26 protein-coding genes are annotated in these 24,055 nt (G+C 60.6%); 14 read left to right on the top strand and 12 right to left on the bottom strand.

All coding sequences use genetic code 11. The features are described from left to right. Nucleotides 1–136: 136 nt before the first annotated feature. The 3 genes from ACIQUH_RS09175 (at nt 137) to ACIQUH_RS09165 (ending at nt 4,527) form a co-directional block, all read left to right on the top strand. On the top strand, nt 137–340 hold the full coding sequence (locus ACIQUH_RS09175; protein ID WP_400813953.1) for a lipoprotein: 204 nt from the start codon (nt 137–139) through the stop codon (nt 338–340). A gap of 13 nt (nt 341–353) precedes the next feature. Further along, nucleotides 354–1,622 carry a diaminopimelate decarboxylase gene (lysA, locus tag ACIQUH_RS09170; protein ID WP_400813950.1) on the top strand — a complete coding sequence of 423 codons (1,269 nt, stop codon included), beginning with the start codon at nt 354–356 and terminating at the stop codon, nt 1,620–1,622. Between the two features lie 178 nt (nt 1,623–1,800). Beyond that, a complete protein-coding gene (locus tag ACIQUH_RS09165) occupies nt 1,801–4,527 on the top strand; it encodes a TIGR02302 family protein (protein ID WP_400813948.1) in 2,727 nt (908 codons plus the stop codon). A 254-nt stretch (nt 4,528–4,781) separates the two neighbouring features. Here ACIQUH_RS09165 and ACIQUH_RS09160 read toward each other — a convergent pair whose 3' ends face one another. The 3 genes from ACIQUH_RS09160 to ACIQUH_RS09150 form a co-directional block, all read right to left on the bottom strand. Further along, a complete protein-coding gene (locus ACIQUH_RS09160) occupies nt 4,782–5,141 on the bottom strand; it encodes a response regulator (protein WP_400813946.1) in 360 nt (119 codons plus the stop codon). 142 nt (nt 5,142–5,283) lie between these two features. Then, complete coding sequence (gene hpt / locus ACIQUH_RS09155) at nt 5,284–5,826, bottom strand: hypoxanthine phosphoribosyltransferase (RefSeq protein WP_077985217.1); 543 nt, start codon at nt 5,824–5,826, stop codon at nt 5,284–5,286. A gap of 68 nt (nt 5,827–5,894) precedes the next feature. Continuing rightward, nucleotides 5,895–6,566 carry a hypothetical protein gene (locus ACIQUH_RS09150; protein WP_400813941.1) on the bottom strand — a complete coding sequence of 224 codons (672 nt, stop codon included), beginning with the start codon at nt 6,564–6,566 and terminating at the stop codon, nt 5,895–5,897. Nucleotides 6,567–6,768: 202 nt separating this feature from the next. Here ACIQUH_RS09150 and ftsE point away from each other — a divergent pair, with 202 nt between their 5' ends. The 4 genes from ftsE to ACIQUH_RS09130 all read left to right on the top strand — a co-directional run bounded on the left by ftsE (nt 6,769) and on the right by ACIQUH_RS09130 (nt 10,186). Continuing rightward, nucleotides 6,769–7,428 (top strand): cell division ATP-binding protein FtsE, encoded by a 660-nt coding sequence (ftsE, locus tag ACIQUH_RS09145; RefSeq protein WP_003497447.1) that lies wholly within the window; start codon nt 6,769–6,771, stop codon nt 7,426–7,428. Continuing rightward, entirely contained in the window at nt 7,421–8,428 is a 1,008-nt protein-coding gene (locus tag ACIQUH_RS09140) for a cell division protein FtsX (RefSeq protein ID WP_400813937.1), read from the top strand. Before ftsE ends, ACIQUH_RS09140 begins: the two co-directional genes overlap by 8 nt. A 129-nt stretch (nt 8,429–8,557) precedes the next feature. Next, nucleotides 8,558–9,274: a YdcF family protein gene (locus ACIQUH_RS09135; protein ID WP_400814034.1), complete on the top strand. Its 717-nt coding sequence runs from the start codon at nt 8,558–8,560 to the stop codon at nt 9,272–9,274. A gap of 114 nt (nt 9,275–9,388) precedes the next feature. After that, a complete protein-coding gene (locus tag ACIQUH_RS09130; RefSeq protein WP_400813934.1) occupies nt 9,389–10,186 on the top strand; it encodes a lysophospholipid acyltransferase family protein in 798 nt (265 codons plus the stop codon). Here the strand turns inward: ACIQUH_RS09130 and ACIQUH_RS09125 are convergent. Further along, nucleotides 10,159–10,710 (bottom strand): gamma-glutamylcyclotransferase, encoded by a 552-nt coding sequence (locus ACIQUH_RS09125; RefSeq protein WP_400813931.1) that lies wholly within the window; start codon nt 10,708–10,710, stop codon nt 10,159–10,161. The two genes, ACIQUH_RS09130 and ACIQUH_RS09125, sit on opposite strands and share 28 nt — an antisense overlap. 49 nt (nt 10,711–10,759) lie before the next feature. Between ACIQUH_RS09125 and ACIQUH_RS09120 the strand changes: the two genes are divergently transcribed. Then, nucleotides 10,760–11,761 carry a DUF2125 domain-containing protein gene (locus ACIQUH_RS09120; RefSeq protein WP_400813928.1) on the top strand — a complete coding sequence of 334 codons (1,002 nt, stop codon included), beginning with the start codon at nt 10,760–10,762 and terminating at the stop codon, nt 11,759–11,761. A gap of 113 nt (nt 11,762–11,874) precedes the next feature. Here the strand turns inward: ACIQUH_RS09120 and ACIQUH_RS09115 are convergent, their stop codons facing one another. The 3 genes from ACIQUH_RS09115 to ACIQUH_RS09105 all read right to left on the bottom strand — a co-directional run bounded on the left by ACIQUH_RS09115 (nt 11,875) and on the right by ACIQUH_RS09105 (nt 14,756). Next, entirely contained in the window at nt 11,875–12,804 is a 930-nt protein-coding gene (locus ACIQUH_RS09115) for a prephenate/arogenate dehydrogenase family protein (protein WP_400814032.1), read from the bottom strand. Beyond that, nucleotides 12,804–13,910 carry a histidinol-phosphate transaminase gene (hisC, locus tag ACIQUH_RS09110; RefSeq protein ID WP_400813925.1) on the bottom strand — a complete coding sequence of 369 codons (1,107 nt, stop codon included), beginning with the start codon at nt 13,908–13,910 and terminating at the stop codon, nt 12,804–12,806. The genes ACIQUH_RS09115 and hisC overlap by 1 nt, the downstream gene beginning before the upstream one ends. Before the next feature lie 84 nt (nt 13,911–13,994). Then, a complete protein-coding gene (locus ACIQUH_RS09105; RefSeq protein ID WP_400813922.1) occupies nt 13,995–14,756 on the bottom strand; it encodes a class I SAM-dependent methyltransferase in 762 nt (253 codons plus the stop codon). A 119-nt stretch (nt 14,757–14,875) separates the two neighbouring features. Here ACIQUH_RS09105 and gloB point away from each other — a divergent pair, with 119 nt between their 5' ends. Both gloB and ACIQUH_RS09095 read left to right on the top strand, forming a co-directional pair. Continuing rightward, nucleotides 14,876–15,646, top strand: a complete 771-nt coding sequence (gloB, locus tag ACIQUH_RS09100; RefSeq protein WP_400813919.1) for a hydroxyacylglutathione hydrolase — start codon at nt 14,876–14,878, stop codon at nt 15,644–15,646. Continuing rightward, nucleotides 15,646–16,086, top strand: coding sequence for a cupin domain-containing protein (locus tag ACIQUH_RS09095; RefSeq protein ID WP_400813917.1), 441 nt, complete (start codon nt 15,646–15,648; stop codon nt 16,084–16,086). The genes gloB and ACIQUH_RS09095 overlap by 1 nt, the downstream gene beginning before the upstream one ends. Nucleotides 16,087–16,290: 204 nt before the next feature. On the opposite strand, the gene ACIQUH_RS09090 is transcribed toward ACIQUH_RS09095, so the two are convergent. After that, on the bottom strand, nt 16,291–17,064 hold the full coding sequence (locus ACIQUH_RS09090; RefSeq protein ID WP_400813915.1) for a DUF3108 domain-containing protein: 774 nt from the start codon (nt 17,062–17,064) through the stop codon (nt 16,291–16,293). A 252-nt stretch (nt 17,065–17,316) separates the two neighbouring features. On the opposite strand from ACIQUH_RS09090, the gene rpmB reads away from it, so the two are divergent. The 3 genes from rpmB to ACIQUH_RS09075 all read left to right on the top strand — a co-directional run bounded on the left by rpmB (nt 17,317) and on the right by ACIQUH_RS09075 (nt 18,856). Beyond that, complete coding sequence (gene rpmB, locus ACIQUH_RS09085; protein ID WP_003509888.1) at nt 17,317–17,607, top strand: 50S ribosomal protein L28; 291 nt, start codon at nt 17,317–17,319, stop codon at nt 17,605–17,607. A 163-nt stretch (nt 17,608–17,770) separates the two neighbouring features. Next, entirely contained in the window at nt 17,771–18,409 is a 639-nt protein-coding gene (locus tag ACIQUH_RS09080) for a queuosine precursor transporter (protein WP_400813911.1), read from the top strand. A gap of 111 nt (nt 18,410–18,520) precedes the next feature. Further along, entirely contained in the window at nt 18,521–18,856 is a 336-nt protein-coding gene (locus ACIQUH_RS09075; protein WP_400813909.1) for a pentapeptide repeat-containing protein, read from the top strand. A gap of 3 nt (nt 18,857–18,859) precedes the next feature. Here ACIQUH_RS09075 and ACIQUH_RS09070 read toward each other — a convergent pair whose 3' ends face one another. The 4 genes from ACIQUH_RS09070 to ACIQUH_RS09055 form a co-directional block, all read right to left on the bottom strand. Continuing rightward, nucleotides 18,860–19,885 carry an esterase-like activity of phytase family protein gene (locus tag ACIQUH_RS09070; protein WP_400813905.1) on the bottom strand — a complete coding sequence of 342 codons (1,026 nt, stop codon included), beginning with the start codon at nt 19,883–19,885 and terminating at the stop codon, nt 18,860–18,862. Then, nucleotides 19,875–21,779, bottom strand: a complete 1,905-nt coding sequence (cobT, locus tag ACIQUH_RS09065; RefSeq protein ID WP_400814030.1) for a cobaltochelatase subunit CobT — start codon at nt 21,777–21,779, stop codon at nt 19,875–19,877. Before cobT ends, ACIQUH_RS09070 begins: the two co-directional genes overlap by 11 nt. Before the next feature lie 108 nt (nt 21,780–21,887). Beyond that, on the bottom strand, nt 21,888–22,877 hold the full coding sequence (gene cobS / locus ACIQUH_RS09060; protein WP_003523293.1) for a cobaltochelatase subunit CobS: 990 nt from the start codon (nt 22,875–22,877) through the stop codon (nt 21,888–21,890). Between the two features lie 68 nt (nt 22,878–22,945). After that, a complete protein-coding gene (locus ACIQUH_RS09055; RefSeq protein WP_269346727.1) occupies nt 22,946–23,581 on the bottom strand; it encodes a J domain-containing protein in 636 nt (211 codons plus the stop codon). 114 nt (nt 23,582–23,695) lie between these two features. Between ACIQUH_RS09055 and ACIQUH_RS09050 the strand changes: the two genes are divergently transcribed. Continuing rightward, entirely contained in the window at nt 23,696–23,977 is a 282-nt protein-coding gene (locus ACIQUH_RS09050) for a BolA family protein (protein ID WP_400813898.1), read from the top strand. The last annotated feature ends 78 nt before the right edge of the window (nt 23,978–24,055 follow it).

Genomic DNA, 24,055 nt, shown 5'->3' with positions numbered 1-24,055 from the left:
AGACGCGCCGTGGCTGGACGCCGGATCAAGTCCGGCATGACGGCGGAGAGATTTTCGCGCTTTGCCCCAGTCTGAGGGTGCACAAGCGCCCTGTTTTTCGTTATCAGAGAGGCACATATTTCCTTTGGACAGGCTCATGCTTTCAAAAACCGCGCGCAAACTCATCGTTCCCATCGGCATGACGCTCGCCGTCAGCCTTGTTCTCAGCGCCTGCGGGCGTAAAGGCGACATCGATCCGCCGAGCACGCCGGTCGAAATGCGCAACAAGCGCGCCGCCGATGGCAGCGAGCCGAAGCCGGCGACGGCAGAGCGTCCGTTCATTCTCGACAAGCTTCTCTGACGGGTAAAAAGCCGTGAACCATTTTGGCTATATCGACGGCGTGCTGCACGCCGAAAACGTGCCCGTGCCCGAGATCGCCAAGGCGGTCGGCACGCCTTTCTATGTCTATTCCACTGCAACGCTGGAGCGCCATTACAAGGTGTTCTCAGGCGCTTTTGCGGATGTGGACGCCATGGTCTGTTACGCCATGAAGGCCAACTCCAATCAGGCGGTTTTGAAGACGCTGGCAAAGCTCGGCGCCGGCATCGACGTCGTCTCGGGCGGCGAGTTGCGCCGCGCACTCGCAGCCGGCGTGCCGGCAAGCCGCATCATGTTCTCCGGCGTCGGCAAGACGGTGGCGGAAATGGATTATGCGCTGGAAGCCGGCATTTATTGCTTCAACATCGAATCCGAGCCGGAACTGGAAGTCCTCAACCTGCGCGCGGTCAAGGCGGGCAAGCGGGCGCATGTCTCCTTCCGCATCAATCCGGATGTGGATGCGCGCACCCACGCCAAGATTTCCACCGGCAAAAAAGAGAACAAGTTCGGCATTTCCTATGAGCGGGCGCGCGCGGTCTATGCCCATGCCGCCACCCTGCCCGGCATAGACGTCACCGGCATCGACATGCATATCGGCAGCCAGATCACCGAATTGCAGCCTTTCGAGGATGCCTTCCGGCTGCTGCGCGAACTCGTGGAAGTGCTGCGCACCGACGGCCACACGATCAGCCACGTCGATATTGGCGGCGGTCTCGGCATCCCCTATCGCGATGACAATAATCCGCCGCCGTTGCCGGATGCCTATGCCCATATCGTCAAGAACGAGCTGAAGAGCCTCAACTGCAAGATCGTCACCGAGCCGGGCCGCCTGATCGTCGGCAATGCCGGCATTCTGGTGACCGAAGTCATCTATGTGAAGGATGGCGGCGAGAAGACCTTCGTGATCGTCGACGGCGCGATGAACGATCTCATCCGCCCGACGCTTTATGAGGCCTATCACGGCATCCGCCCGGTGGTGCAGCCGGCCGAGAACACACCGCGCATCAAGGCCGACATCGTCGGTCCAGTCTGCGAAACCGGCGATTATCTGGCGCTGGACCGCGAGATGGCGGCACCGCAGCCGGGCGATCTCATCGCCGTCAGTTCCGCTGGCGCCTATGGCGCGGTGCAGGCCGGCACCTATAATTCGCGCCTGCTGGTGCCGGAAGTACTGGTGAAGGATGACAAGTTCCACGTCATCCGCCCGCGCGGCACCTATGAGGAGTTGATCGCTCTCGATTCCGTGCCCGCCTGGCTCGACTGATCCCGCTCACTATCCAGCGTGACCGATCACAATCAAGCGAAGCTGCCTAAAAAATGGGGGTGAGGGCTTAGGCGCCCTCGTCTTCGCCACAAAGAATGTTATCCTTGCCCCCGTGATATGAACAGCGCGCCGTTCCGGGAATGGCGTTCGACGTGGCCAGAACCGGGAGAACGGATTGATGACCACTGCCGGAGAGGACAAGACTGGCGGAGAGGACAGGGCAGGCAGAAAGCGCCCGACCGGCGCATTCGCGCAGCGGCCGGACCTTGCCCGTCGGGTTGCCGCCAAGCGCTTCTTCGCAAAAATCGTCCTGCTCGGCGAAAAAATCGCGCCGAAAACGCTGTGGCCGCTCTCCATCGCCGCCGTATTTCTGGCGCTTGCCTGGTTCGGCCTCTATCGGCACATGCCTGATGTCCTGCGGCTCGGCGTCGTGTTCGTTCTGGTTTTCAGCTTTATCGCCACGCTTCTGCCGATCCTTCGGCTGAAATGGCCGACGGATCATGACGCGTCGCGCCTTCTCGAAGATCGCAACGGTCTCGCGCACCAGCCGGTCGGCGTGCAGGAAGACGAGCCGGCCTTCGATACGCCTTTTTCCCGCACGCTCTGGAAAGAACATCAGATCCGCATGGCGGAGCGCATCGCCGCGCTGAATGCCGGCCTGCCGAAACCCGATATTGCCCGGTACGACCGTCTGGCGCTGCGCGCCATCCCCGCTCTCATTCTGGCAGCAGCATTCGGTTTCTCCTATTCGAATGGTGCGGGTACAATTGCCGATGCCTTCCGCAGCCGGCCGGTCGTCGGTCCGCTCAATCCCGATATCCGCCTCGATGCCTGGGTCACGCCACCCGCCTATACCGGCCGCGCACCGATCTTCCTGACCGGGCGCGATGCGTCCGGTCGCGACGCGGTTTCCGTGCCGCAATCCTCCAGGCTGACGATCCGCATGACCGGCGGCGATGGCGGCGAGGAAGTGACCTTCGAACCGGAAATGGCAGGCGCGCTGCAAAAGCTTGCACCGGAAGCGGCACGCGCCGACAGCGCGAGCGGCGATATTGCCGTTCAGACACCGGTACGCTCAGCGGATCAGCCCGTCGCGCCGCGCACCTTCGCCATGGATGTTACCGAAAGCGGCATGATCACCGCCAATGGCGAACAATGGGTGTTCAACGTCATTCCCGACCAGCCGCCCAGCATCGCCTTCGACAACATGCCGCGCCGCGCCGTCAATGGCGCGCTGGAAGTGGGCTTTACCGCCAAGGACGATTATGGCCTGAAGGAAGCCCATGCCATCATCGAGCCCATCGGCGTGGCCGAAGGCGCGACCGCGCTTTATCCGCCGCCGGAATTCAAGCTCGATCTGCCGCGGCAGAACAATCGCGAGATCAAGGGCCTGACCAGCCGCAACCTGACCGAACATCCGATGGCGGGAAAACGCGTGCGCATCACGCTCGTGGCGACGGATGGCGCCGGCCAGACCGGCCGCAGCCCGGCACATGAAATGGTGCTGCCGGGCCGCAATTTCTCCGAACCACTGGCCGCTTCCGTTGCCGAACAGCGGCAGATCTTCTCGCTGGATACACGCCAGATGCCGAAGGCGATCGCCTATAACGAGGCGGTGGGCATGCGCCCCGAGGAGACCATTCCCAACACCACGCATTATCTCCTGCTGCAATCCGCCCAGACCCGCATGCGGCTCGCCTATAATGAGGAGATGCTGAAGGAGACGGCGGATTATCTCTGGGAAATCGCGCTCGGCATCGAGGATGGCGATCTTTCGCAGGCGGAAAGACGCCTGCGTGATGCGCAGAACGCGCTGTCCGAAGCGCTGCAACGCAATGCCTCCGACGAGGAAATCGCCAAGCTGATGCAGGAACTGCGCGAAGCCATGCAGCAATTCATGAGCGAGCTTGCCCAGCGCATGCAAAATGCGCCGCAAGCCAACATGAACCAGCAGTCGCAAAACGTGCTGCGTCAGCGCGATCTGGAAAACATGATGAACCAGATCGAGAACCTTGCCCGCTCCGGCAATCGCGACGCGGCGCAGGAAATGCTCTCGCAGCTGCAGCGCATGATGAATAATCTGCAGGCCGGCCGGCCGCAGCGTCAGGGCCAGCAGGGGCAGCAGCAAAGCAGCAAGATGCGCCAGCAGATCGACAAGCTGGGCGAAATCCTGCAGCAGCAGCAGAAACTGATGGATGAGACTTTCAAGCTCGATCAGGCGCTTCGCGACCGCATGCAGCGCGGCGATCCGCAGCAGGGCGGGGAAAGCGAAGACGACCAGCAGATGGGCGAGAACGGTCAACCGCCGCAACAGGGCCAGCAGGGTCAACAAGATCAACAGGGTCAAAATGGCCAGCAGGGCGGGCAGCAGCAGACCGACCAGATGACCGCCGAGCAATTGCGCGAGGCGCTGAAAAACCTCAGGGCGCAGCAGGATGCGCTCGGCAAGCAGCTCGGCGAGTTGCAGCAGGGCCTTCGCGATCTCGGCATGGAACCGGGCGAAAACTTCGGCAAGGCCCAGCAGGAAATGCAAGGAGCGGGCGAAGCGCTGGGCAAGGGCCAGGGTGAACAGGCCGTCGAAGGCCAGGGCAATGCGCTGAACGCGTTGCGTCAGGGCGCACAGGACATGATGGGCCAGATCATGCAGGCCATGCGCCAACAGGGGCAGCAGCCCGGACAGGGACAGGAAGGCATGGCCGGTCAGGGCGGCCAGAACGGCCGCGACCCGCTCGGCCGCCCGCGCAGCACCACCGGCCCGGATTTCGGCGATCAGGTTAAGGTGCCTGATGAGATCGACGTGCAGCGCGCCCGTGAAATTCTCGAAGCGATCCGCGAAAAGCTCGGCAACAATCCGCCGGGTGAAGTGGAACGGCGTTATCTGGAGCGGCTGCTGGATATTCGGTGAGGACTGAAAACAATTCCCAACTGGTCCGAACTTTGACCTCGCTCTTTTATCCGAGACAGAGCCCTGTCATTCAGTTCGGAGCAAAGGCTCATCAAGCACTCCATGTCATCCTCGGCCTTGAGCCGAGGATCCACAACTCGGTAATGGATCCTCGGCTCAAGGCCGAAGATGACGTGTTTAGGGACGGCGCAATCCGCAACAAAAACAAAAAAGGCGGCCCCTGGCCGCCCTTTCAATCTCTCTAATCTCGCCGTTCAGGCCGCAAGCGCCCGCGCAACGGCCTTGCGAATATCCGGAAGCGCGAAGGGCTTGGAGACGACGTCGATAATCTTCTCCGCCAGATCGTCCGCACGTTCGCGCTGTTCGGCATAACCCGTCATCAGCAAAATGCGCATCGCCGGGAAGCGCTCGGCGGCGCGGTGCGCCAGCTCGATGCCATCCATGACCGGCATGCGGATATCCGAAAGAAGAAGATCGAAACTGGTTTCCTGGAGCTTCTCCAGCCCCTGCTCGCCATCCGCCGCCTCATAGGTCTCGTGACCGTCGAGACGGAGCGCCCGCGCCACGAAGGAACGCAGCGCATCCTCGTCTTCGGTAATCAGAATCTTTGCCATTACTCATTGCTCCTGGGCATCATTTCCAGCCGTGAGCAACATCGCAGGCTCCTCTTTTCAAGAGGTAAACACCCAGGCTTTGGCTGGGTGAATGGTTAATGAGGCGTCTCCGCCCTGTGCCGTTCCGGCACGGCAAATATGCTCAGGCGTCGCCGGTCACAACGCCGACAAAGGGCAGTTCGCGGAAGGCATAAGCGACATCCATGCCGTAACCCACGACGAAATAATCTGGACATTCAAAACCGACATAATCGGCCTCCAGATCTTCCTTGCGCTTCACCTTCTTGTCGAGCAGCACGGCGATGGTGACGTTGCGGGCGCCACGCTCGTAAAGCAGTTCCTTGGCGAAACGCAGCGTGCGGCCGGATTCGAGAATATCGTCGATCAGCAGGACATCGCGGTCCTTCACGTCGCTGTCGATATCCTTGACGATCCTGACGCCCTGGGACACCGTGCCGGCGCCATAGCTAGAGAGCGTGATGAACTCGACTTCCGGAGCAAGGCCGCTGTCATGCAGCGCGCGGATAAGATCGGCCGCGAAAATGAACGATCCCTTGAGCACGGCGATGACCAGCAAATCCTTGGTCGGGCCGCTGGCAATGTGCTTGGCCATATCGCGATTGCGCTCGGCGATCTGCTCGGCGCTATAAAGCGGCTCGATGTTTTTTCCACGGACGACGGGCATTCTTACTCCTGTGCTGCGTCTTGCCGATTTTACCTTTCAGTAAAAATAGAAGACACGCGTTAGCACAGTCAGCGTTCGGACGCACCCGCCTCAACGAAGGAAAGCTTGATCTCCGGCGTTTTTCCACCGGGATGGCGCAACTTTGCCGAAAAACCATGGCTGAAACCCGGCTGCATCTCTTTGACCGGCGGTTCGATGACCATGCTCGCCACGAGCTGTCCCTTGGCGGCGAAGAGATCGGCACGAAGGGCCGGCACCTCTTCCAGATGGCCGCCATTGTTTTCCACGATGCCATTGATGAGCAGGATATCCATGCCGCCCGCCTCCTGCGGGGTCACGGTGACATGGGAAATGGCGAGCGGATTGACCGAGGCCGCAACGGCCGTCTTTTCCGGTATGACGACAGACAGACCGCCCGAACAGACGAAGACAAAAATGGCAAGCCCGGCCACCAGTGCCGAATAGGCATCTGCCGACAGCCGCGACAATCTGCGATCCACCCAGCCGATGAAAGCGAGGCAAAGCATGGCAAGGGTAACGGGTGGTTTTTCCATCTGCCGGCGCGCTACGCCACGATTGTCATTTCCGGGCTGGCGCGCACGGTTTTCCTTGATGGTGACAAATTCCGCGTCTACCACATCGCGGTCGGGATTTGCCGCCCGTGCCGTGCGGCGCGCCGGCGTTTCCGGCATCAGGAGGTCAAAATCGAATGCCGCTTGCCGGCGAGATGAACGGAACATAGCCATAGAATTCCTTGGGTGAGGTTTTCCGGCCCGCAAAACTGGGCATTGCAACGAATCCTGCCAAGTTTTAAATTTAATTGGTTAATGCTTCGCAAAAACGGCTCGCACAGGCCACCGGAACCGGGTTAGACCCGCGCCGTCCGGGCCTCATGCGCCGGCGGCTTGCGAACCACCACGAAACGAAGAGACTGGAAGTCCGTTGATCCATTTCGAAAATGTCGGGTTGCGTTACGGCATGGGACCCGAGATCCTGAGGGACATGACCTTCGATATCCCCAAGGGTTCGTTCCAGTTTCTGACCGGCCCTTCGGGTGCGGGCAAAACGACGCTGCTGCGCCTGCTTTTGATGTCACTGCAGCCCACCCGCGGCAATATCCGCATGTTCAATCGTGATGTGTCGCGCATTCCGCGCAGCGAGTTGCCGATGCTGCGTCGCCGCGTCGGCATCGTGTTTCAGGATTTCCGGCTGCTCGATCATCTGACCACCTATGAGAATGTCGCTTTGCCGCTGCGCGTGCGCGGCAAGGAAGAGAGCGCCTATCGCAACGACGTGATCGAGCTTCTGAAATGGGTCGGGCTCGGCGAGCGCATCAACGTGCTGCCGGCCATTCTTTCCGGTGGGGAAAAGCAGCGCGCCGCCATCGCCCGCGCGCTGATGGACCAGCCGGAAATATTGCTGGCCGACGAGCCGACCGGCAACGTCGATCCGCCGATGGCCAAGCGCCTTCTCAACCTTTTCCTGGAACTCAATCGGCTGGGCACGGCCGTCGTCATCGCCACCCATGATTTTGGCCTGATGGACCAGATCGATGCGCGCCGGATGATCCTAACCGAAGGGCGGCTCGACATCTATGAATGAGATCAACCGCAAACCGTTGAAGCCGGAAGCGGCGCAGCCGAAACGCCCGCCCATGCGCATCCGCCCGATGGCGCCCATCCTGCCGCCTTCCAATATTCAGGGCAATGCGCTGATGGTGGTGATCGCCATCATGGCCTTTCTGGCCTGCCTTACCCTTGGCGCCGTCTCCATGGTGCGCGCCACCGCCGCCACCTGGCAGAGCCAGATTTCCCGCGAGATCACCATCCAGATCAAGCCCGAGGACGGGCTGGACATGGATGCGGCGCTCTCCAAGGCGCGCAATCTGGCGCTCACCTTTGTCGGCACACGCGATGGCACGATCCTCGACGATGCGGCGACATCGCGTCTGCTGGAGCCATGGCTCGGCAGCGGCCTCGATCTTTCCGAACTGCCGGTGCCGCGTCTCGTCGTCATCACCATCGATGAAAACAATCCGCCCGATTTCCAGGCGATGCGGGACATGCTGAAGGCCGAGATTCCACAGGCGTTCCTTGATGACCACCGCACCTGGGTCGACCGGCTGGTCTCCATGGCCAGAACCACCGTCATGATCGGCGTCGGCGTCCTCATCCTCGTCTTCACCGCCATGGTGCTGACGGTTGTGTTCGCCACGCGCGGCGCGCTTTCCGGCAACCGGCACATTGTCGAGGTGCTGCATTTCGTCGGTGCCGAAAGCAGCTTTGTGGCACGCGAATTCCAGAAGCACTTTTTGAAGATCAGCCTCAAGGGCGCCGCGGCAGGCAGCGCGCTGGCCGCCGCCGTGTTCCTCGTCGCCGGCTTCTGGCAGTCGAGCACGGTCGCGACGCCACAGAGCGATCAGGCAAGCGCACTTTTCGGCTCGTTTTCGGTCGGTCTCGGCGGTTATCTCGGCATCGCCATGACGATGATCATCATCGCGCTCCTCACCACGATCACGGCGCGCATGACCGTTATCCGCACCATCGACGATATCGACCGTGTCCGGTCCGATCCATCGAAAAGCGACGGCCTTGCATCGTGAGAATGCCCCCCGGAATCCTGCGGGAAAACTGAAACCGTCACACGCCGGATGTAACCTGCGGACGGTGGACAAAAATGCCTGTTCCTTGCCTTAATCGGCGAGTATTCAGGAGGAATGTTTGTGAGTCGGATGGACCAGGATCAGACGACGGTGCGGCCGGCCAGGAAGGGCCTGTTGTCGCGGCGTGGTCCTCTGCGCCGTTTTATTCGCGGCCTCATCCTGCTTTGCGTCGTCGCGCTGGGTGCGTTTTCCGGCGGTTTCCTGTGGTTTGCCGATTCCGTCGCCTCCATGCGTCCGCCCGAAGGAGCGAGAGGGGATGCCATCATCGTTCTTACCGGGGGTTATCAGCGGATAGAACAGGCGGTCGGCCTGCTTCGGGACGGCGTGGGCAAGCGGCTTTTAATCTCCGGCGTCAACCCGGCCACAACCCGCTCGCAGATCCGCAAGATGACTCAAGGGTCTTCCGACATGTTCTCCTGCTGCGTCGATATGGGCTACAAGGCGATCGACACGATCGGCAACGCCAATGAGGCGGCCAGCTGGATACGTGACCACAACTATTCCTCCATCGTCGTCGTCACCAATAATTACCACATGCATCGCAGCCTGCATGAATTGCGCAGCGCCAGCCCGCAGACGGAATTCATCGCCTATCCCGTCATCAGCGCCGATCTCGCCCGTACCAACTGGTTTGTGGAGCCGGATGTGGTGAGAACCATGCTCTATGAATATCTGAAGTTCGTGGCTGCGGCTGGACGAGACCTCACCGGCTTCGGCAAGGGCGATGGCCTGCGCAAGGCCGCCACGGATCATGCCCCGCCGAAAGTCACGGCGGCTTCGTCGTAAGCATCCAGAAACACGCTTGCTGCCGCCCCTTGTTTTCGTGTAGGCGTCTGGCATCGGCATCCGGCATCGAGACGCTCAAAGTTTCGGGACGGCTGCATCCCGGGAAGGCTGTTGATGCTCAAACTGCGCTCTTTTCTTTTCAATACGCTGTTTTACCTCAATCTGATTGTCCGCATGATCGTGCTGACGCCGATCTATTTCATCCTGCCGCGCAAGATCGCCTTTGAAATCCCCAAGAACTGGGCGCGGTCCAACCATTGGCTGATGAAAACCATCGTCGGCACCACATTCGAAATCGAGGGGCTGGAGAATATTCCCGAAACCGGCTGCATCTTCGCGCCCAAGCATCAATCCTTCTGGGATACCTACGCGCTTCTGCCGAATCTGCCAGACCCGGTCTATATTCTGAAACGGGAGCTGATGTGGATTCCGCTGTTCGGCTGGTACGTGATGAAACAGCGCATGATCCCGGTCAACCGCGCCGCGCGCGGCAAGGTGATGCTGAAGGTGATGGAGCGGGCGAAAGAGGAAATGGCCGCAGGCCGCGAACTCATCATCTATCCCGAAGGCACGCGCCGCCCGCCGGGCGCGGAGCCTGAATATCGTTACGGCATCGCAAGGCTTTACCGTGACCTTCAGGTGCCGGTCATTCCCGTTGCCATGCATCCCGGTCTCTTCTGGCCGCGCCGGTCCACCATGCGTTATCCCGGCCATTTCAAGGTGCGCATTCTGCCGGCCATCGAGCCGGGGCTCGACCCCGACGTGTTTTTCAAGCGATTGATCGATGTGACGGAAAAGGCGAGCGACGAGCTGCTTCTGGAAACCGTGCGCAACAACCCACACCTGCCGCTGCCGCCGACCGCCGTGAAGCGGATCGCCGAACTTCAGGGCAAGGACACCGCCGCCGGCTGAGCGGCGAGTGTGCCGACATTTTTTGCGATGTTCTCCAGCAGGGAGTCGCGAATGCCCATCTCCTGCAGATGCTGCACGGTGTTGAAGACATAATCCGTGTTCGGCCCGGAACGACCGGTGGCGGCCGCGATGATGACGGCCGATTCGGCAACGCCGAGACCGCCGATATATTGCTCATGCGCGGGATCGGCCACATACGTCACCGCACTGCCGCGCCGGCCATTGGCGAGCGCAATGGAAACCACCCGCTCCTTGTAGACATTCGTCACCAGTTCGCGCTCGCGCAGATAGGCCATGACGGGATCGTGGTCCTCTCCCCGCACGCGGAAAGCGACACCAAGGCAGGAACCGCCGCGCTCCAGACCGAGGACGAGGCCGGGCTTTTCATCCGTACCTCTGTAAAAATTGGAACTGATGCAGAGCGAGCGCCGATAACCGTGCAGCCGGGCCTGCTGCCGCTCCTCGAACGCGAAGCCGGGGTTCCACATCAACGAACCGTAGCCAAAGACCCAAAAATCGTCCATATCCCAAGCCAAATCAAAATTCCCTGAAGTCTGTTCATCGGAGATCAATATGGCAGCGTCAAGCCAATCCGGCACGGCCAAAAAATTCCTCTGGCTCGCCGTCGCCATCCTCGTGGTCATCGGACTCTACACCGCCGGGTGGTTTTATGCCGCCGAGCGGCTGAAGCAGACGGTGCTGAACGTCATTGCCCCCTCGCAGGCCCGCAGCGTCAGCGGCGATTGCGGCGATATCGCCTTCAAGGGCTATCCCTTCCGAATCGGCCTCTTCTGCTCCAAGGTAACGGTGGATGACAAGGAGAACGGCGTTTCCGCTTCCTTCGGCGAACTTCGCTCGGCAGCGCAGGTCTATAATCCCGGCCATATCGTATGGGAACTCGATTCGCCTGCGGAAATCCGCTCCGCCCACGGCCTGTCGATTTCGGCCGTCTGGCAGAACATGCAGTCCAGCATCGTCACCAAGCTGAAGGGGATCGACCGCAGCTCGCTCGTCATCGACGGGCTGAAAGCGCAGGCGGTTTCCTCCGTCACCGGCCAGACGATCGACTTCGATGCCGTCAAGACGGAGATGCATCTGCGCCAGAACGGCGCCGATCTCGATGGGGCGATCACGCTCACCAAGTCGGCGACCGTTATCAAGGACTGGCCGCAGGTTCTTCCGCGCCTCGACGCCATCTTGGATGTCACGCTCGCGGGCAAGGCGGGCATGGTGGATGGCAGCGACAAATCCGGCCTTTATGGCACGAGCGGCGAGCTTCGCCGGCTGGTGGCCGATATTGGCGAGGGTCGCACCATGCACATCAGCGGCCCCTTCTCCTTCGACAATGAGGGTTATCTCTCCGGTCAGTTCAAGCTGGAAATCGAAAAGCTCGGCGCATGGTCGGACAATGCCAAACAGGCGTTTCCGCAGCTGCAATCCACCATCGATACCGCCCGCAAGCTGCTCGGCGCGCTGGCTGGCGGCGGCGACAGGGCATCCGTCGACCTCGTGGTGGATCGCGGCCGCGCCACCGTCAGCGGCTTCATTCCGCTTGGGAAAATCCCGCCGATTTGAGCAGTTGATTTATACCCTCTGTCATCCTCGGGCTTGACCCGAGGATCCATGCTGCGTCGAATCGTGGATCCTCGGGTCAAGCCCGAGGATGACAGAGGGAGACTAAATGCGCCCTACTTCTTCTGATCCAGCGCGTGACGCCCAAAGTCCGGCGCGTCGACATCCTGACCGGCCTGGACGATCGAGCGGCGGATGGCGCGGGTGCGGGAAAACAGTTCGAACAGCTTGTCGCCCTCTCCCCAGCGGATCGCCCTTTGCAGCGAGGCGAGGTCTTCGGAAAACCGCGCCAGCATTTCAAGGATCGCATCCTTGTTATGCAGGCAGACATCGCGCCACATGGTTGGGTCAGAGGCGGCCAGACGCGTGAAGTCACGGAAACCGGAAGCGGAATATTTGATGACTTCCGATTCGGTCACCGTCTCCAGATCATCTGCCGTGCCGACAATGTTGTAGGCGATGATGTGCGGCAGATGCGAAACGATCGCCAGAACCTTGTCGTGGTGTTCGGCATCCATTTCATCCACGCGCGAACCGAGCGCCCGCCAGAAATCCTTCAGCCTTTCCAGAGCCTCGGCATCCGTGCCCGGCAGCGGCGTGAAGATGCACCAGCGCTCGCGGAAGAGGCCGGCAAAACCGGCATCCGGGCCGGATTTTTCCGTACCCGCCAGCGGATGGCCGGGAATGAAATGCACGGTATCAGGCATATGCGGGGCCATCTGCGCGATGACCGAGGCCTTGGTGGAGCCGACATCGGTGACGATGGCGCCCGGTTTCAGATGCGGCGCGATCTGCTGCGCGACGCTTTCCGAGGCACCGACCGGCACCGAAACGATGACGAGATCGGCATCCTTCACCGCTTCCGCCGCCGAAACCGTATAATCCGTGCCGAGCGTCAGTTCTTCCGCCCGTTTCAGCGTGTCTTCGCTGCGGGTGGAAATCGTCACGTGGCGGGCAAGCCCCAGCTCTTTGATATCGCGGGCAATCGACGAACCGATCAGGCCGATGCCGATCAGCGCGATGCGTTCAAACATGATTTCCCCCATCACGCCTGCCCCATGAACTCGGTGAGAACAGCGATGACGCCGAGATTGGCCTCTTCGGAACCGACGGTCATTCTCAGCGCATTCGGGAAGCCATAACCGCGCACCGCACGCAGGATGTAACCGCGACGGCTCAGGAACTCATCCGCGTCCGTCGCCCGCTTGCCATCCTGATCCGGGAAATGGATGAGGATGAAGTTGGTGACCGAAGGCGTGACGGTGAGGCCGAGACCGGTAAAGGTCGCGACCAGCTTTTCCATCCACAGGGCATTATGTGCCACAGCCTGTTGAACGAATGCCTGATCGCGGATCGCAGCGGCACCCGCCGCAATGGCCGGGGCGCTCATGTTGAACGGGCCGCGCACACGGTTCAGCGCATCGATAATATCCACCGGGGCATACATCCAGCCCACACGCAGTGCGGCCAGACCGTAAACCTTCGAGAAGGTGCGGGTCATCACCACGTTACGGTTGCCGGAAACCAGCTCCAGCCCGGCCTCGTAATCGTTCTTGCGGACATATTCGGCATAAGCCGCATCCAGCACCAGCACGACATGTTTCGGCAGACCTGCCTGCAGGCGGCGGATTTCCGCGACGGGAACATAGGTGCCGGTGGGATTGCCGGGATTGGCGACAAACACCATCTTCGTCTTCGGCGTCACGGCGGCGAGGATCGCATCCACATCGACAGCGCAATCCTTTTCCTTCACCGTCACCGGGGTCGCGCCCGCACCCATGATCTGGATCTTGTAGACGAGAAAACCGTGTTCGGTGATGATCGCCTCATCACCCGCGCCCAGATAAACGTGGCAAAGCAGGCCGAGAAGCTCGTCCGAACCATTACCGCACAGGATGTTTGCGATATTGAGGCCATGCACATCGGCAATCGCCTGGCGCAGCGCGATCGCCTGACCGTCCGGATAGATTTCCAGATGGCTGGCGGCGCTGCTGAAAGCCTCTATCGCCTTCGGGCTCGGCCCAAGCGGCGTTTCATTGGAGGAGAGCTTATAAACCTTCGCGACGCCGTCCACATGTTCCTTGCCGGGAACATAAGCGGCGATATCCAGAATACCCGGACGCGGAACAGGTTGGTGAAGCTCTGCACTCATTTGATCGACCTTTGGAAAAACGCCGGAGAACCCGGCAAAAGCAATGCCGGAGGCATTAGACCGGAATGGCCGCTTTGTCGAGGGTCAGCGCGGCTTTCCCTGCGAGGTGGCAGCGCGAGTCGTTGGAACCCCCTGCGGCGCGAGCACGGGCACAAAAACGCGACGCGAGGCGCGCTGGGTGACCGGCAGTCCCTGATAGAGACGCTTTTGCGCTTCCACCACGATGACGCCGGAAAACAGCGGCCAGAGCCTGCGACCGGTATGTTCGAGATAACGGCGGAACTTCAGAACCGGCCGGCTGGTGGTGGGCGGAAAGAACAGCGCCTCGGCGGTGGCGCCCGGGGTGAAATTGGTTTCGCGCAAAAGCGCCGTCAGCTGCCCGCGAGAATAGGGTCGGCCGGAACCAAAAGGCGTATGTTCCATGCGTGCCCAGACCCCGCGCCGGTTCGGCACCACGATCACCAGACGGCCGCCGGGCGCCAGCACCCGCCACAGTTCCTTCAAGCTTTCGCGTGGATTTTCGGCAAATTCCAGCGCATGCACCATCAAGACGCGATCGATCGACGCATCGGGCAGCGGCAGTTCCTCGTCGAACACCAGCGCCGTGGAAGATAGCTCGCCCGCCGGCCAGTTCACCGCCCCCTGCCCCGCCGGCATGAAGGCGAAGGTGCGCTCCGTATCGCGGCGAAACCGCTCCAGAAACGGCACGGCATAACCAAGGCCGACCAGCCGCTCTTCCGGCAAGGGCGGCCACAGCGTCGAAAGCGCCATGGTGATCGCCTGCTCGGCCGAGCGGCCAAGCGGAGAATGATAGAATTCGCGCAGATCGACGATATCGGTATTCATGGGCGAGAATGTAGCATCAGGCGGTTGGACTTCAAGGCGTCTGCCCTTACATTGGAAATCAGTTGGGAAAGTCAGGCGGGCGAATGCGCCGGTTTAGGCCGGCAAATGGAGAGGATACGATGAAACCTTTGGAAATAGACGTCTTTCTTTGCCGCAGCGACAATTTCGGGGTTCTGTTGCACGACCCCGAAAGCGGGGCGACGGCCGCCATCGACGCGCCGGAAGAAGGCCCTATCCTGCAGGCTCTCGACGGCCATGGCTGGAAGCTCACCCATATCTTCACCACCCACCACCATCAGGACCATGTGGAAGCCAATCTCGCGCTGAAGGACAAGTTTCGCTGTGAGGTGCACGGCCCCTACGACGAGGCGATCGCAATCCCCGGCCTCGACCGCTCGCAGGCGGATGGCGACGAATTCGAATTCGCCGGACGCCGCGTTCAGGTCATCGCCACACCCGGCCATACGGCGGGCCACATCTGTTATTATCTGCCCGATGACGGGCTGCTGTTTGCCGCCGATACGCTGTTTGCCATGGGCTGCGGCCGCCTGTTCGAACGCCCGGCGGCGGATATGTGGCATTCCTTCCAGAAGCTGATGGCCCTGCCGGATGACACGAAGGTCTATTTCGGCCACGAATACACGCTGAGCAATGCCCGTTTTGCCCTGACCGTCGATCCCGACAATGCCGTGCTGCGCGAACGCGCGGAATGGGTGGAAAAGGCAAGACAGGCAAATGAATTCACCATCCCCACCACCATCGGGCTCGAAAAACAGACCAATCCCTACATGCGCGTGGCGGATGCCGGTATCCGCAGACATCTTGGCCTAGAAAGCACCACCGATGCCGATGTCTTCGCCGAAATCCGCACGCGCAAGGACAATTTCTGATGGGAACGGATATATCCGCGCAGGCGATCATTCGCGAACTGGGGCTGGAGCCGCATCCCGAGGGCGGGTTCTACCACCAGACCTTCCGTGACAGGGCCGGCGGCGAGCGCGGCCATTCAACGGCGATCTATTATCTCTTGGAAAAAGGCGTACGCTCGCACTGGCACCGGGTTACCGATGCGGTGGAGGTGTGGCACTATTATGCCGGCGCGCCAATCGCGCTGCATCTTTCGCAGGATGGCCGGGAAGTGCAGACCTTCACGCTTGGCCCCGCCATTCTGGAGGGCGAGCGCCCACAGGTGATCGTGCCGGCCAATTGCTGGCAATCGGCGGAAAGCCTTGGCGATTTCACCCTCGTCGGCTGCACCGTCTCCCCGGGCTTTGCCTTTTCGAGCTTCGTCATGGCCGAACCCGGCTGGTCGCCGGGCGATGCGCCGTGAAGCTCAAAGCCGATGAAGCGAGCGTGCGCCCCTTGTTTCTTCTCCCCAAGGGGGAGAAGTCCGCGGCAGCGGGATGAGGGGGCAAGGGTAGCGATATTCGGTGAGGGTTCCCCCCTCATCCGACCCTTCGGGCCACCTTCTCCCCGGCGGGGAGAAGAAATACGCCGCACCGCCGGGCGTCACTCACCCGGCAACAAATCTTCGTCAGCCGCCGTACTTCGTGGCGGTAATATAAACCTGCCCCACCCGCGTCGGAATGATCGCATAAACGGGCGCATAGACATCCATATTGTTCGACTTGGCGAACCATATCTCCATCGAGATCGATTTCAGATATTCGATATCCTTGCGTCCCTGCCGGTAACCCGACTTCGGCACGTAACGTGCCTTGCAGACGATGGCGTCCCCACTGAAACCGTTCGTCTTGAAAGGCTTGGTGCCGCTGGAACTCAAAACGAGATCGAGTCGCGATTCGCCGTCATAGATCGGCAGGCGAGTCGGGCAGATGCGGCCGCCCGCTGGAATGATGAGGCCGGAAATCGGGTCCAGAACCGAGCGCAGGTCGCGATCCTTCACATCCACCCAATTGTCCGGACGGGCCTTCGGCTCGGGTTTCACCGTCGTCGACGTGACATTGCCGTTGCGATAAACGACGTCATAGGTTCGCACGCGCTTGCCGTCCTTGTAGACCAGCGAATATTCATTGGCCTGCAGCCGGTGACCGCGCTTGGCGCCCGACACCGTCGTCTTGCCGGAAATATCCTTCAGAATGCTGGCGAGGCCGGCGGCACTGAAGGAACCGGAGATCGAATAATTCGGGCCATTCATGCGAGTCGAAAAACTTGCCCGCGCGATCGGCAAAATGCCGAGATTGATGCTGTATTCGCTTGTGTGGCGTGCTTCGGCGGCGAGCGAGGGGGAGACGCCCGCAAACGCTATTGTCACGGCCATGAAAATGCTTTTTCCTCTGGCAATCATTTCGATATCACCTTAAAAGAGGCGCGGAAGCGGCCTTATCGGGCGATCATATACGCTGACTTGTGGCAATAAAAAAGCGGACGACGGTTGAAAACGCCGGAATTTCCTTTGATTTGATCCCGAGCGGCTTGACTGTTAAGTCCCGTCTGACTATAGAACCGCAACTTTCCAATCATGGCCAGTTGGATTGCCACCCCGGTTTTGCCGGTGGCGAGCCAGTGGTGAAACAGACGAAACGAAATAGGTGTACCCATGTCCCGTGTATGCGAATTGACCGGCAAGGGCGTCCAGACGGGCAACAACGTCAGCCACGCCAACAACAAGACCAAGCGCCGGTTCCTTCCGAACCTCTGCCAGGTCACGTTGATCTCCGATGCTCTCGGCCAGCGCTTCCGCCTGCGTGTTTCCGCAGCCGCTCTGCGCTCCGTTGAACACCGTGGCGGCCTCGATGCTTTCCTTCTGAAGTCCGGCGAAAACGAACTGAGCATGCGCGCTCGTCTCCTGCGCCGCCAGATCGCCAAGAAGACGGCTGAAGCTGCTTAATAGCGGCTTCGCATCATCTGATATTCAGAAGGCTTGAATGGCTTTTGCCGCTCAAGCCTTTTGTTTGTTCCAGATTTTAGTTGCATCGGATTTTGCGGAAACCGTTTGAGACGTTTCGCTCCGATGTTTGGCTCCAACTGGTGGCATCACCCAGGATAAAAAAATGCCCTATCTGCGCTTTACGCTTATCTACGTTCTGCTGATGACGCTCGTCGTCGTCGCGTCCAATATTCTGGTGCAATATCCGCTGTCGGGCTCGCTGTTTGGTATCAACCTCGGCGACCTTCTGACCTGGGGCGCCTTCACCTATCCGGTCGCCTTCCTCGTCACCGACCTGACGAACCGCCAGTTCGGCCCCTCGGTCGCGCGCCGCGTGGTGCTTGCCGGCTTCGTCGTCGGCGTCACGCTGTCCTTCTGGACATCCATCCCCCGCATCGCCGTCGCCTCCGGCACCGCCTATCTGATCGGCCAGCTGCTCGATATTTCGGTCTTCAACCACCTGCGCCGTCAACGCTGGTGGCATGCGCCGCTTGCCGGCTCGATGCTGGGTTCGGTGCTGGATACGGCCCTGTTCTTCTCCATCGCCTTTGCCGCAAGCTTCTCCTTTGTCGGCCCCAATGATGCATTCGCCATCGAAAGCGCGCCGCTGCTCGGCGTTCTCACCCTGGAAGCGCCCCGGTGGATTTCCTGGGCACTGGGCGATCTTTCCGTCAAGGTCCTCGTCGGCCTCGTCATGCTCTTGCCTTACGGCGCGCTGATGAACACGCTGAAGCCGATGCCGGGCGCCGTCAAATCGGGCTGACATTTTCGTCAGCCGGATTTTGATGTTGAACGCGTGGATCAAATCGCGCTTGCAAACCCAAAGGTGACGTTGCAGTCTGCCGTCCGTGTCAACGCACGGAGGCAGATCAACATGCAGATCAAGGACGTTATCGACATTGTGGATGCGACGAGCGCCACGCTTTCTGGCTCAAGCTTCGATAATGTCAATCTGTCGGGAACCACCTTCGAAAACGTCAATCTGGCCGGAACACGCTTCAACGACATCAACTTTTCCGGTGCGTCGTTTACGGACAGCAACATGTCCGGCTGGTCAATCGATGACGTCAATTTTACCGGACTGAAACTGAGCCATTCAAACCTGTCCGGCGCGCAGATAACGGCATGCCGAATGACCGGCATGAAGATCGACGGCATTCCGGTCGAGGATCTCCTGGCTGCCTATAAGGCGGCACGGGAGCAGGCCTGATACTCACTCCACCAGCTTGAATTCCAGCATCAGATTGCGCTGGAGGAACGAGTGATTGTCATCGGAAACGATGATGAGGCGCGTCGAGCCATCCGGCCCTTTCACCACATCCATGCCTTCCATATTGTCGATCTGATAGGCCATGCCCGCTTCCATGAGGATTTCGCCATCCACCACGGCACCCGGCCGGATATCGCCCCCACGGATGCGGCGGATGCGCATGCCCACGCCTTCGGCGAAGTTGAAGCGCCGCTCAAGAAGCAGCAGATCGCCGTTCGGCAGGAAAGCGCCATCCGTCACATCGAAGGACGGATGATGGGTAACAGCGAAGGTGCCCTTCAGCGGACCTTCCAATATGGCCGCGAGAAGATTGCCGTCCGCATCGATGCTTTTTTCAGCCACCACGACCAGGGCGCCGCCGAGTGGGGAATCGGCCGGCGACACCGCCAGTGCCTCCATGCCGCCATTATGGCGCAACTCGTTATTGGGAATGAGGTACGGCAGGCGGGCGAGCGGCTTTGAGGTGGCGAAGCCCGGATCGGGATAGATGTCGATCCTGTGACGCTGCTCGTAGCTGACGAACACCTTGCCGTCGCGCAGCGCCAGCCCTTCCGCATCCATTTCCATCTTGCGCGGCGGTTCGCGCCCGCTCATGTCCAACATGGGCGTGATACGGGCATCTGCAAGCCCGGACAAAGCACCGCGAGCGTCGCGCGTGACCCTGCCCGTCAGCCAATGGCCGGTATCCAGCACTGCAACGAATTCCTCGCCATCGGGGCGGAAACGGATGGAAGAGATCGCACCGAACAGCTTTTCCGGCGCGCTCATCACCATGCCGCCGACAAATTCCAGCTTGCCGAAACGTTTTTGGCTGGTGCCGACCTCGAAGCCGGACAGAAGACGCGCGCTGACAGGCACATCGATGGTCGACGCGCCGATGGGAACGGGAAACAGCGAAGCCGCCGTAAGAACGGCGGCCAGCGCAACAGACTTGCAGGCAGAGGAAGCCCGACCCCGCTTATCCGGCACGGCGGATCCTGCGGGACGAACCGGAAGCACCGCTCGTATCCTCGAAGAGGGCAGCGAGCTGCTCGGTCATTGCGCCGGCCAGCTCATCCGCATCGACGATGGTGACCGCGCGACGGTAATACCGCGTCACGTCATGGCCGATACCGATTGCCAGCAGTTCCACCGGCGACCGTGTCTCGATCTGCTCGATGACGGCGCGCAGGTGCCGTTCCAGATAGTTACCCGGATTGACCGAGAGGGTGGAATCATCCACCGGCGCACCATCCGAAATCATCATCATGATCTTGCGCTGTTCGGGGCGGCCGATCAGGCGGTTATGCGCCCACATCAGCGCCTCGCCGTCGATGTTTTCCTTGAGCAGTCCCTCGCGCATCATCAGACCGAGATTGCGCCGCGAACGCCGCCATGGCGCATCCGCCGACTTGTAAATGATATGGCGCAGATCATTGAGGCGACCCGGCGAAGCGGGCTTGCTGTTCGCCAGCCACTGCTCGCGCGACTGCCCACCCTTCCACGCCTTGGTGGTGAAACCGAGGATCTCCACCTTCACGCCCGAACGTTCCAGCGTACGGGCCAGAATATCGGCGCAGGTGGCCGCAACCGTGATGGGCCGGCCCCGCATCGAACCGGAATTGTCGATGACCAGCGAAACCACGGTATCGCGGAACTTGGTATCGCGCTCCTTCTTGAAGGACAGCGGCTGCATCGGATCGATGATGAGCCGCACGAGCCGGGCAGGATCGAGATAACCCTCTTCCAGATCGAAATCCCACGAACGGTTCTGCTGCGCCATCAGGCGGCGCTGCAGACGGTTCGCCAGCCGCCCGACGGCGCCCTGAAGATGGGCGAGCTGCTTGTCCAGGAAGGCGCGCAGACGGTCAAGCTCGGCCTCGTCGCAGAGTTCCTCGGCGCGGATTTCCTCGTCGAATTCCTCGGTGAAGATGCGGTAATCGACCTTCTCGTTGAAATCGTCGAAGGGGCTGTTGGGGCGGCGGGTCTCGCCGGGCGTTTCGGAATCCTCGTCGAGATCGTCGGACATTTCCTCGTCCGACATCTCGGCGCCGTCCATCTCGCCTTCTTCCATTTCCTCCTGCGAGGCCTCGTTCTCATCGGCGGGCGTCGCGTCCGAGCCGGCCTCTTCCTCGACCTGCTCTTCTTCGGTCTCGTTGGTGCGCGGCTGGTCCTCGTTGGACTCCGCCTCCTGGCTCTCAGGCTCGTTATCCTCGTCGCCGAAATCTTCCGCCATCTGCATCGAGGTCAACATCTTGCGCACCAGCCGCGAAAACGCCTTCTGGTCGGTGATGACACGTGAGAGATCGTTGAGGTCGCCGGCCGCCTTGTCCTCGATGAAATCGCGCCAGAGATCGACAACCTTGCCGGCGCTTTCCGGCGGCTTTTCGCCGGTCAGCTTCTCACGCACCAGAAGTGCAACGGCTTCCGCAAGCGGCGCGTCATCCTTGTTGCTGATGCCCGAAAAATTCGCCTTGGCATATTTCTCGGTGTTCATGGCGTTGATGTTGGAAGCCATGCCCGGCATGCGCAGCGCGCCGATGGACTCCACGCGAGCCTGTTCGACGGCATCAAAGATCAGCCGTGCTTCCGCACCCTGCGGCGACATCACCGCATGGGTATCCGCATCATGGCAGGCCAGGCGCAGCGCCATCGAATCGCCGAGGCCACGCGTGATAGCGATTTCCTGTGCGGTGGGTTTCTTGGAGATTTCCGGCAGGCGCATGCGCTCGCCGGCAAGGCCCGGCCGCTCATTGGCAAAAACGACCTCGACTTCGGCATCGCCGGCAACGGATCGCACGCATCCGGCAATCGCCTGACGCAACGGTTCCGTATCGACCGCCGTACCCGGTTTCGCTCTGGAATTGTCGCCGCGCCCTGCCATTGTCTTTCCTGTCATTTGTCGGCGCCTGCGGCACGCCCATCCCTAGGATGCGCGGCCGGCCGGCGTCTTCAAGTCATCGGTGATCTTCTCCGGACAGACCGGGGACGATCAGGCGCTGAGAACGATGTTCGCGGCGCTTTCCTTCAGCTCGACACCGAAGGCCCGCTGATATTGCTCGGCCACCAGCGTACGCTCCAGCTCGTCACACTTGTTGAGGAAGGTCACACGGAAGGCAAAGGCGAGATCGCCGAAGATTTCCGCATTTTCCGCCCAGGTGATAACGGTACGCGGGCTCATGACGGTGGAAAGATCGCCATTGATGAAGGCCGAACGGGTGAGATCGGCCACGCGCACCATCTTGGAAACGGTTTCGCGACCCTTCGGATTGTCGAAGCTCTTCACCTTGGCGGCAATGATGTTCACTTCCTGCTCATGCGGCAGATAGTTCAGCGTGGTGACGATGGACCAGCGGTCCATCTGCGCCTGGTTTATCTGCTGCGTGCCGTGGTAAAGGCCCGTCGTATCGCCGAGGCCGACCGTGTTGGCGGTCGCAAAGATGCGGAAGGCGGGGTGAGGACGGATGACGCGGCTCTGGTCGAGCAGGGTCAGGCGGCCCGACGATTCCAGCACGCGCTGGATAACGAACATCACGTCCGGGCGGCCGGCATCATATTCGTCGAAAACCAGCGCGACATTATGCTGGTAGGCCCAGGGCAGGATGCCGTCCTTGAATTCGGTGACCTGCTTGCCGTCTTTGAGGACAATGGCGTCCTTGCCGACGAGGTCGATACGGCTGACATGGCTGTCGAGGTTGACGCGCACGCAGGGCCAGTTGAGGCGCGCGGCGACCTGCTCGATATGGGTGGATTTGCCCGTGCCGTGGAAACCGGACACCATGACACGTCGGTTGTGAGCAAAACCGGCAAGGATCGCAAGCGTCGTATCGCGATCGAAAAGATAGTCGGGATCGAGGTCCGGCACATAGGCGTCGCCCTGGGAATAGGCGGGAACCCGCAGATCCGTATCAATGCCGAAAACCTCCCGCACGGACACCGTCGTGTCGGGCAGGTTGGAAATATCAAGGTCGATTTTGCTCATCACGTCTCCAAGGCGGGCGGCAGCCACCCGGCCACATCATCAATCAGGCGGTAAACACGTAAGTTGGCTTAGCAGAAACCTGACTGCTTTAACAATTGATATGCTTGAACAACAGCCCGAAAACGTTCTTCCGAACCACGATCGCCACCATTAGCATCAGGATGGTGCTTTTTGACAAGCTCCTTATAGCGCCTTTTTATGTCTTCCTGCTTTGCGCTGGAAGAAAGACCGAGCGTATCGAAGGCTTTTGCCTCCAGCGTCTTCAGCTTGCGGTCCTGCTGCATGCGGGTGCCGCCTGCCCTCGAGCCACCCGCAAAACCGCCGGCGAAGCCGAAAGGATCGCGGATACGGGCATTGCCGCTGGCCGTGCCGGAGCGCAGCGTGGAATGCAGCGGGCTATCGCGCGCCGTCTTGTTGACGCCCACTGTCCAGGTGGGGCGATGGCCAGTGATCGCCTCCTTCTGGTAACGGGCGATCTCGCTGTCGGAGAGGCCGGAAAAATAATTATAGCCCTTGTTGTATTCCTTCACATGCTCAAAACAGAACAGGAAGAATTGCCCCTCGGCATTGCGGCCGACGGGTGCCCGGTGAATACCCGGCTTGTCGCATCCGTCCCACTGGCAGGTTGGGGCCTGAACCTCAGGTTCCCGCTCCCTTTTCCGGCGCGTGCGGATGCGATCGAAATATTTCGAATCCAGTTTCATGATGCCCTGATTATGGGGTGCGAAAAGCTGCACAACAAGAATTGACAAAGCGGAATGTTACAGGCTTTTAGGGAGCCCCCTTCAAAGACCGAAAACAGAATTGGAGCCCTTCGCATGTCGCTGCGAGATCGCATAGAAACCAAGCTTAGGGAAAGCTTTTCACCGGAACGCCTAAGGGTCGTCGATGAAAGCCAGATGCATGCGGGCCACCAGCCGGATATGACAGGCACGGGCGAGACGCATATGCGTGTTCAGATAGTGTCTGAAAGCTTTTCAGGCAAGTCTCGTGTCGAGCGTCACCGGGCGATCAACGCGCTTTTAAAGCCGGAACTCGATGCCGGGCTGCATGCGCTGGCGATTGAGGCGGCGGCGCCGGGGGAAGTGGTGCGGTTTTAGGCCAAGTTTATCATTAAAGCCGAGAGCAAGCCCCCTCATCCGGCCCTTCGGGCCACCTTCTCCCCGGCGGGGAGAAGA

The organism is Agrobacterium sp. NPDC090283, from assembly GCF_044769685.1.
In the GTDB taxonomy this organism is placed as follows: Bacteria; Pseudomonadota; Alphaproteobacteria; order Rhizobiales; family Rhizobiaceae; genus Agrobacterium.
This window is presented reverse-complemented; position numbering and strand designations above follow the sequence as displayed.

Bases quoted from the DNA above. Each gene is read 5' to 3' on its own strand.
- ACIQUH_RS09135 (WP_400814034.1), top strand. From the start codon at position 8,558: ATGGACCAGGATCAGACGACGGTGCGGCCGGCCAGGAAGGGCCTGTTG.
- hpt (WP_077985217.1), bottom strand. From the start codon at position 5,826: ATGCCCGTCGTCCGTGGAAAAAACATCGAGCCGCTTTATAGCGCCGAG.
- rpmB (WP_003509888.1), top strand. From the start codon at position 17,317: ATGTCCCGTGTATGCGAATTGACCGGCAAGGGCGTCCAGACGGGCAAC.
- ACIQUH_RS09160 (WP_400813946.1), bottom strand. From the start codon at position 5,141: ATGGCAAAGATTCTGATTACCGAAGACGAGGATGCGCTGCGTTCCTTC.
- ACIQUH_RS09125 (WP_400813931.1), bottom strand. From the start codon at position 10,710: ATGGACGATTTTTGGGTCTTTGGCTACGGTTCGTTGATGTGGAACCCC.
- hisC (WP_400813925.1), bottom strand. From the start codon at position 13,910: ATGAGTGCAGAGCTTCACCAACCTGTTCCGCGTCCGGGTATTCTGGAT.
- ACIQUH_RS09130 (WP_400813934.1), top strand. From the start codon at position 9,389: ATGCTCAAACTGCGCTCTTTTCTTTTCAATACGCTGTTTTACCTCAAT.
- ACIQUH_RS09055 (WP_269346727.1), bottom strand. From the start codon at position 23,581: ATGAAACTGGATTCGAAATATTTCGATCGCATCCGCACGCGCCGGAAA.
- ACIQUH_RS09095 (WP_400813917.1), top strand. From the start codon at position 15,646: ATGGGAACGGATATATCCGCGCAGGCGATCATTCGCGAACTGGGGCTG.
- ACIQUH_RS09115 (WP_400814032.1), bottom strand. From the start codon at position 12,804: ATGGGGGAAATCATGTTTGAACGCATCGCGCTGATCGGCATCGGCCTG.
- ACIQUH_RS09075 (WP_400813909.1), top strand. From the start codon at position 18,521: ATGCAGATCAAGGACGTTATCGACATTGTGGATGCGACGAGCGCCACG.
- ACIQUH_RS09140 (WP_400813937.1), top strand. From the start codon at position 7,421: ATGAATGAGATCAACCGCAAACCGTTGAAGCCGGAAGCGGCGCAGCCG.
- cobS (WP_003523293.1), bottom strand. From the start codon at position 22,877: ATGAGCAAAATCGACCTTGATATTTCCAACCTGCCCGACACGACGGTG.
- ACIQUH_RS09175 (WP_400813953.1), top strand. From the start codon at position 137: ATGCTTTCAAAAACCGCGCGCAAACTCATCGTTCCCATCGGCATGACG.
- cobT (WP_400814030.1), bottom strand. From the start codon at position 21,779: ATGGCAGGGCGCGGCGACAATTCCAGAGCGAAACCGGGTACGGCGGTC.
- ACIQUH_RS09080 (WP_400813911.1), top strand. From the start codon at position 17,771: ATGCCCTATCTGCGCTTTACGCTTATCTACGTTCTGCTGATGACGCTC.
- ACIQUH_RS09105 (WP_400813922.1), bottom strand. From the start codon at position 14,756: ATGAATACCGATATCGTCGATCTGCGCGAATTCTATCATTCTCCGCTT.
- ACIQUH_RS09050 (WP_400813898.1), top strand. From the start codon at position 23,696: ATGTCGCTGCGAGATCGCATAGAAACCAAGCTTAGGGAAAGCTTTTCA.
- ACIQUH_RS09150 (WP_400813941.1), bottom strand. From the start codon at position 6,566: ATGTTCCGTTCATCTCGCCGGCAAGCGGCATTCGATTTTGACCTCCTG.
- ACIQUH_RS09165 (WP_400813948.1), top strand. From the start codon at position 1,801: ATGACCACTGCCGGAGAGGACAAGACTGGCGGAGAGGACAGGGCAGGC.
- ACIQUH_RS09090 (WP_400813915.1), bottom strand. From the start codon at position 17,064: ATGATTGCCAGAGGAAAAAGCATTTTCATGGCCGTGACAATAGCGTTT.
- gloB (WP_400813919.1), top strand. From the start codon at position 14,876: ATGAAACCTTTGGAAATAGACGTCTTTCTTTGCCGCAGCGACAATTTC.
- ACIQUH_RS09120 (WP_400813928.1), top strand. From the start codon at position 10,760: ATGGCAGCGTCAAGCCAATCCGGCACGGCCAAAAAATTCCTCTGGCTC.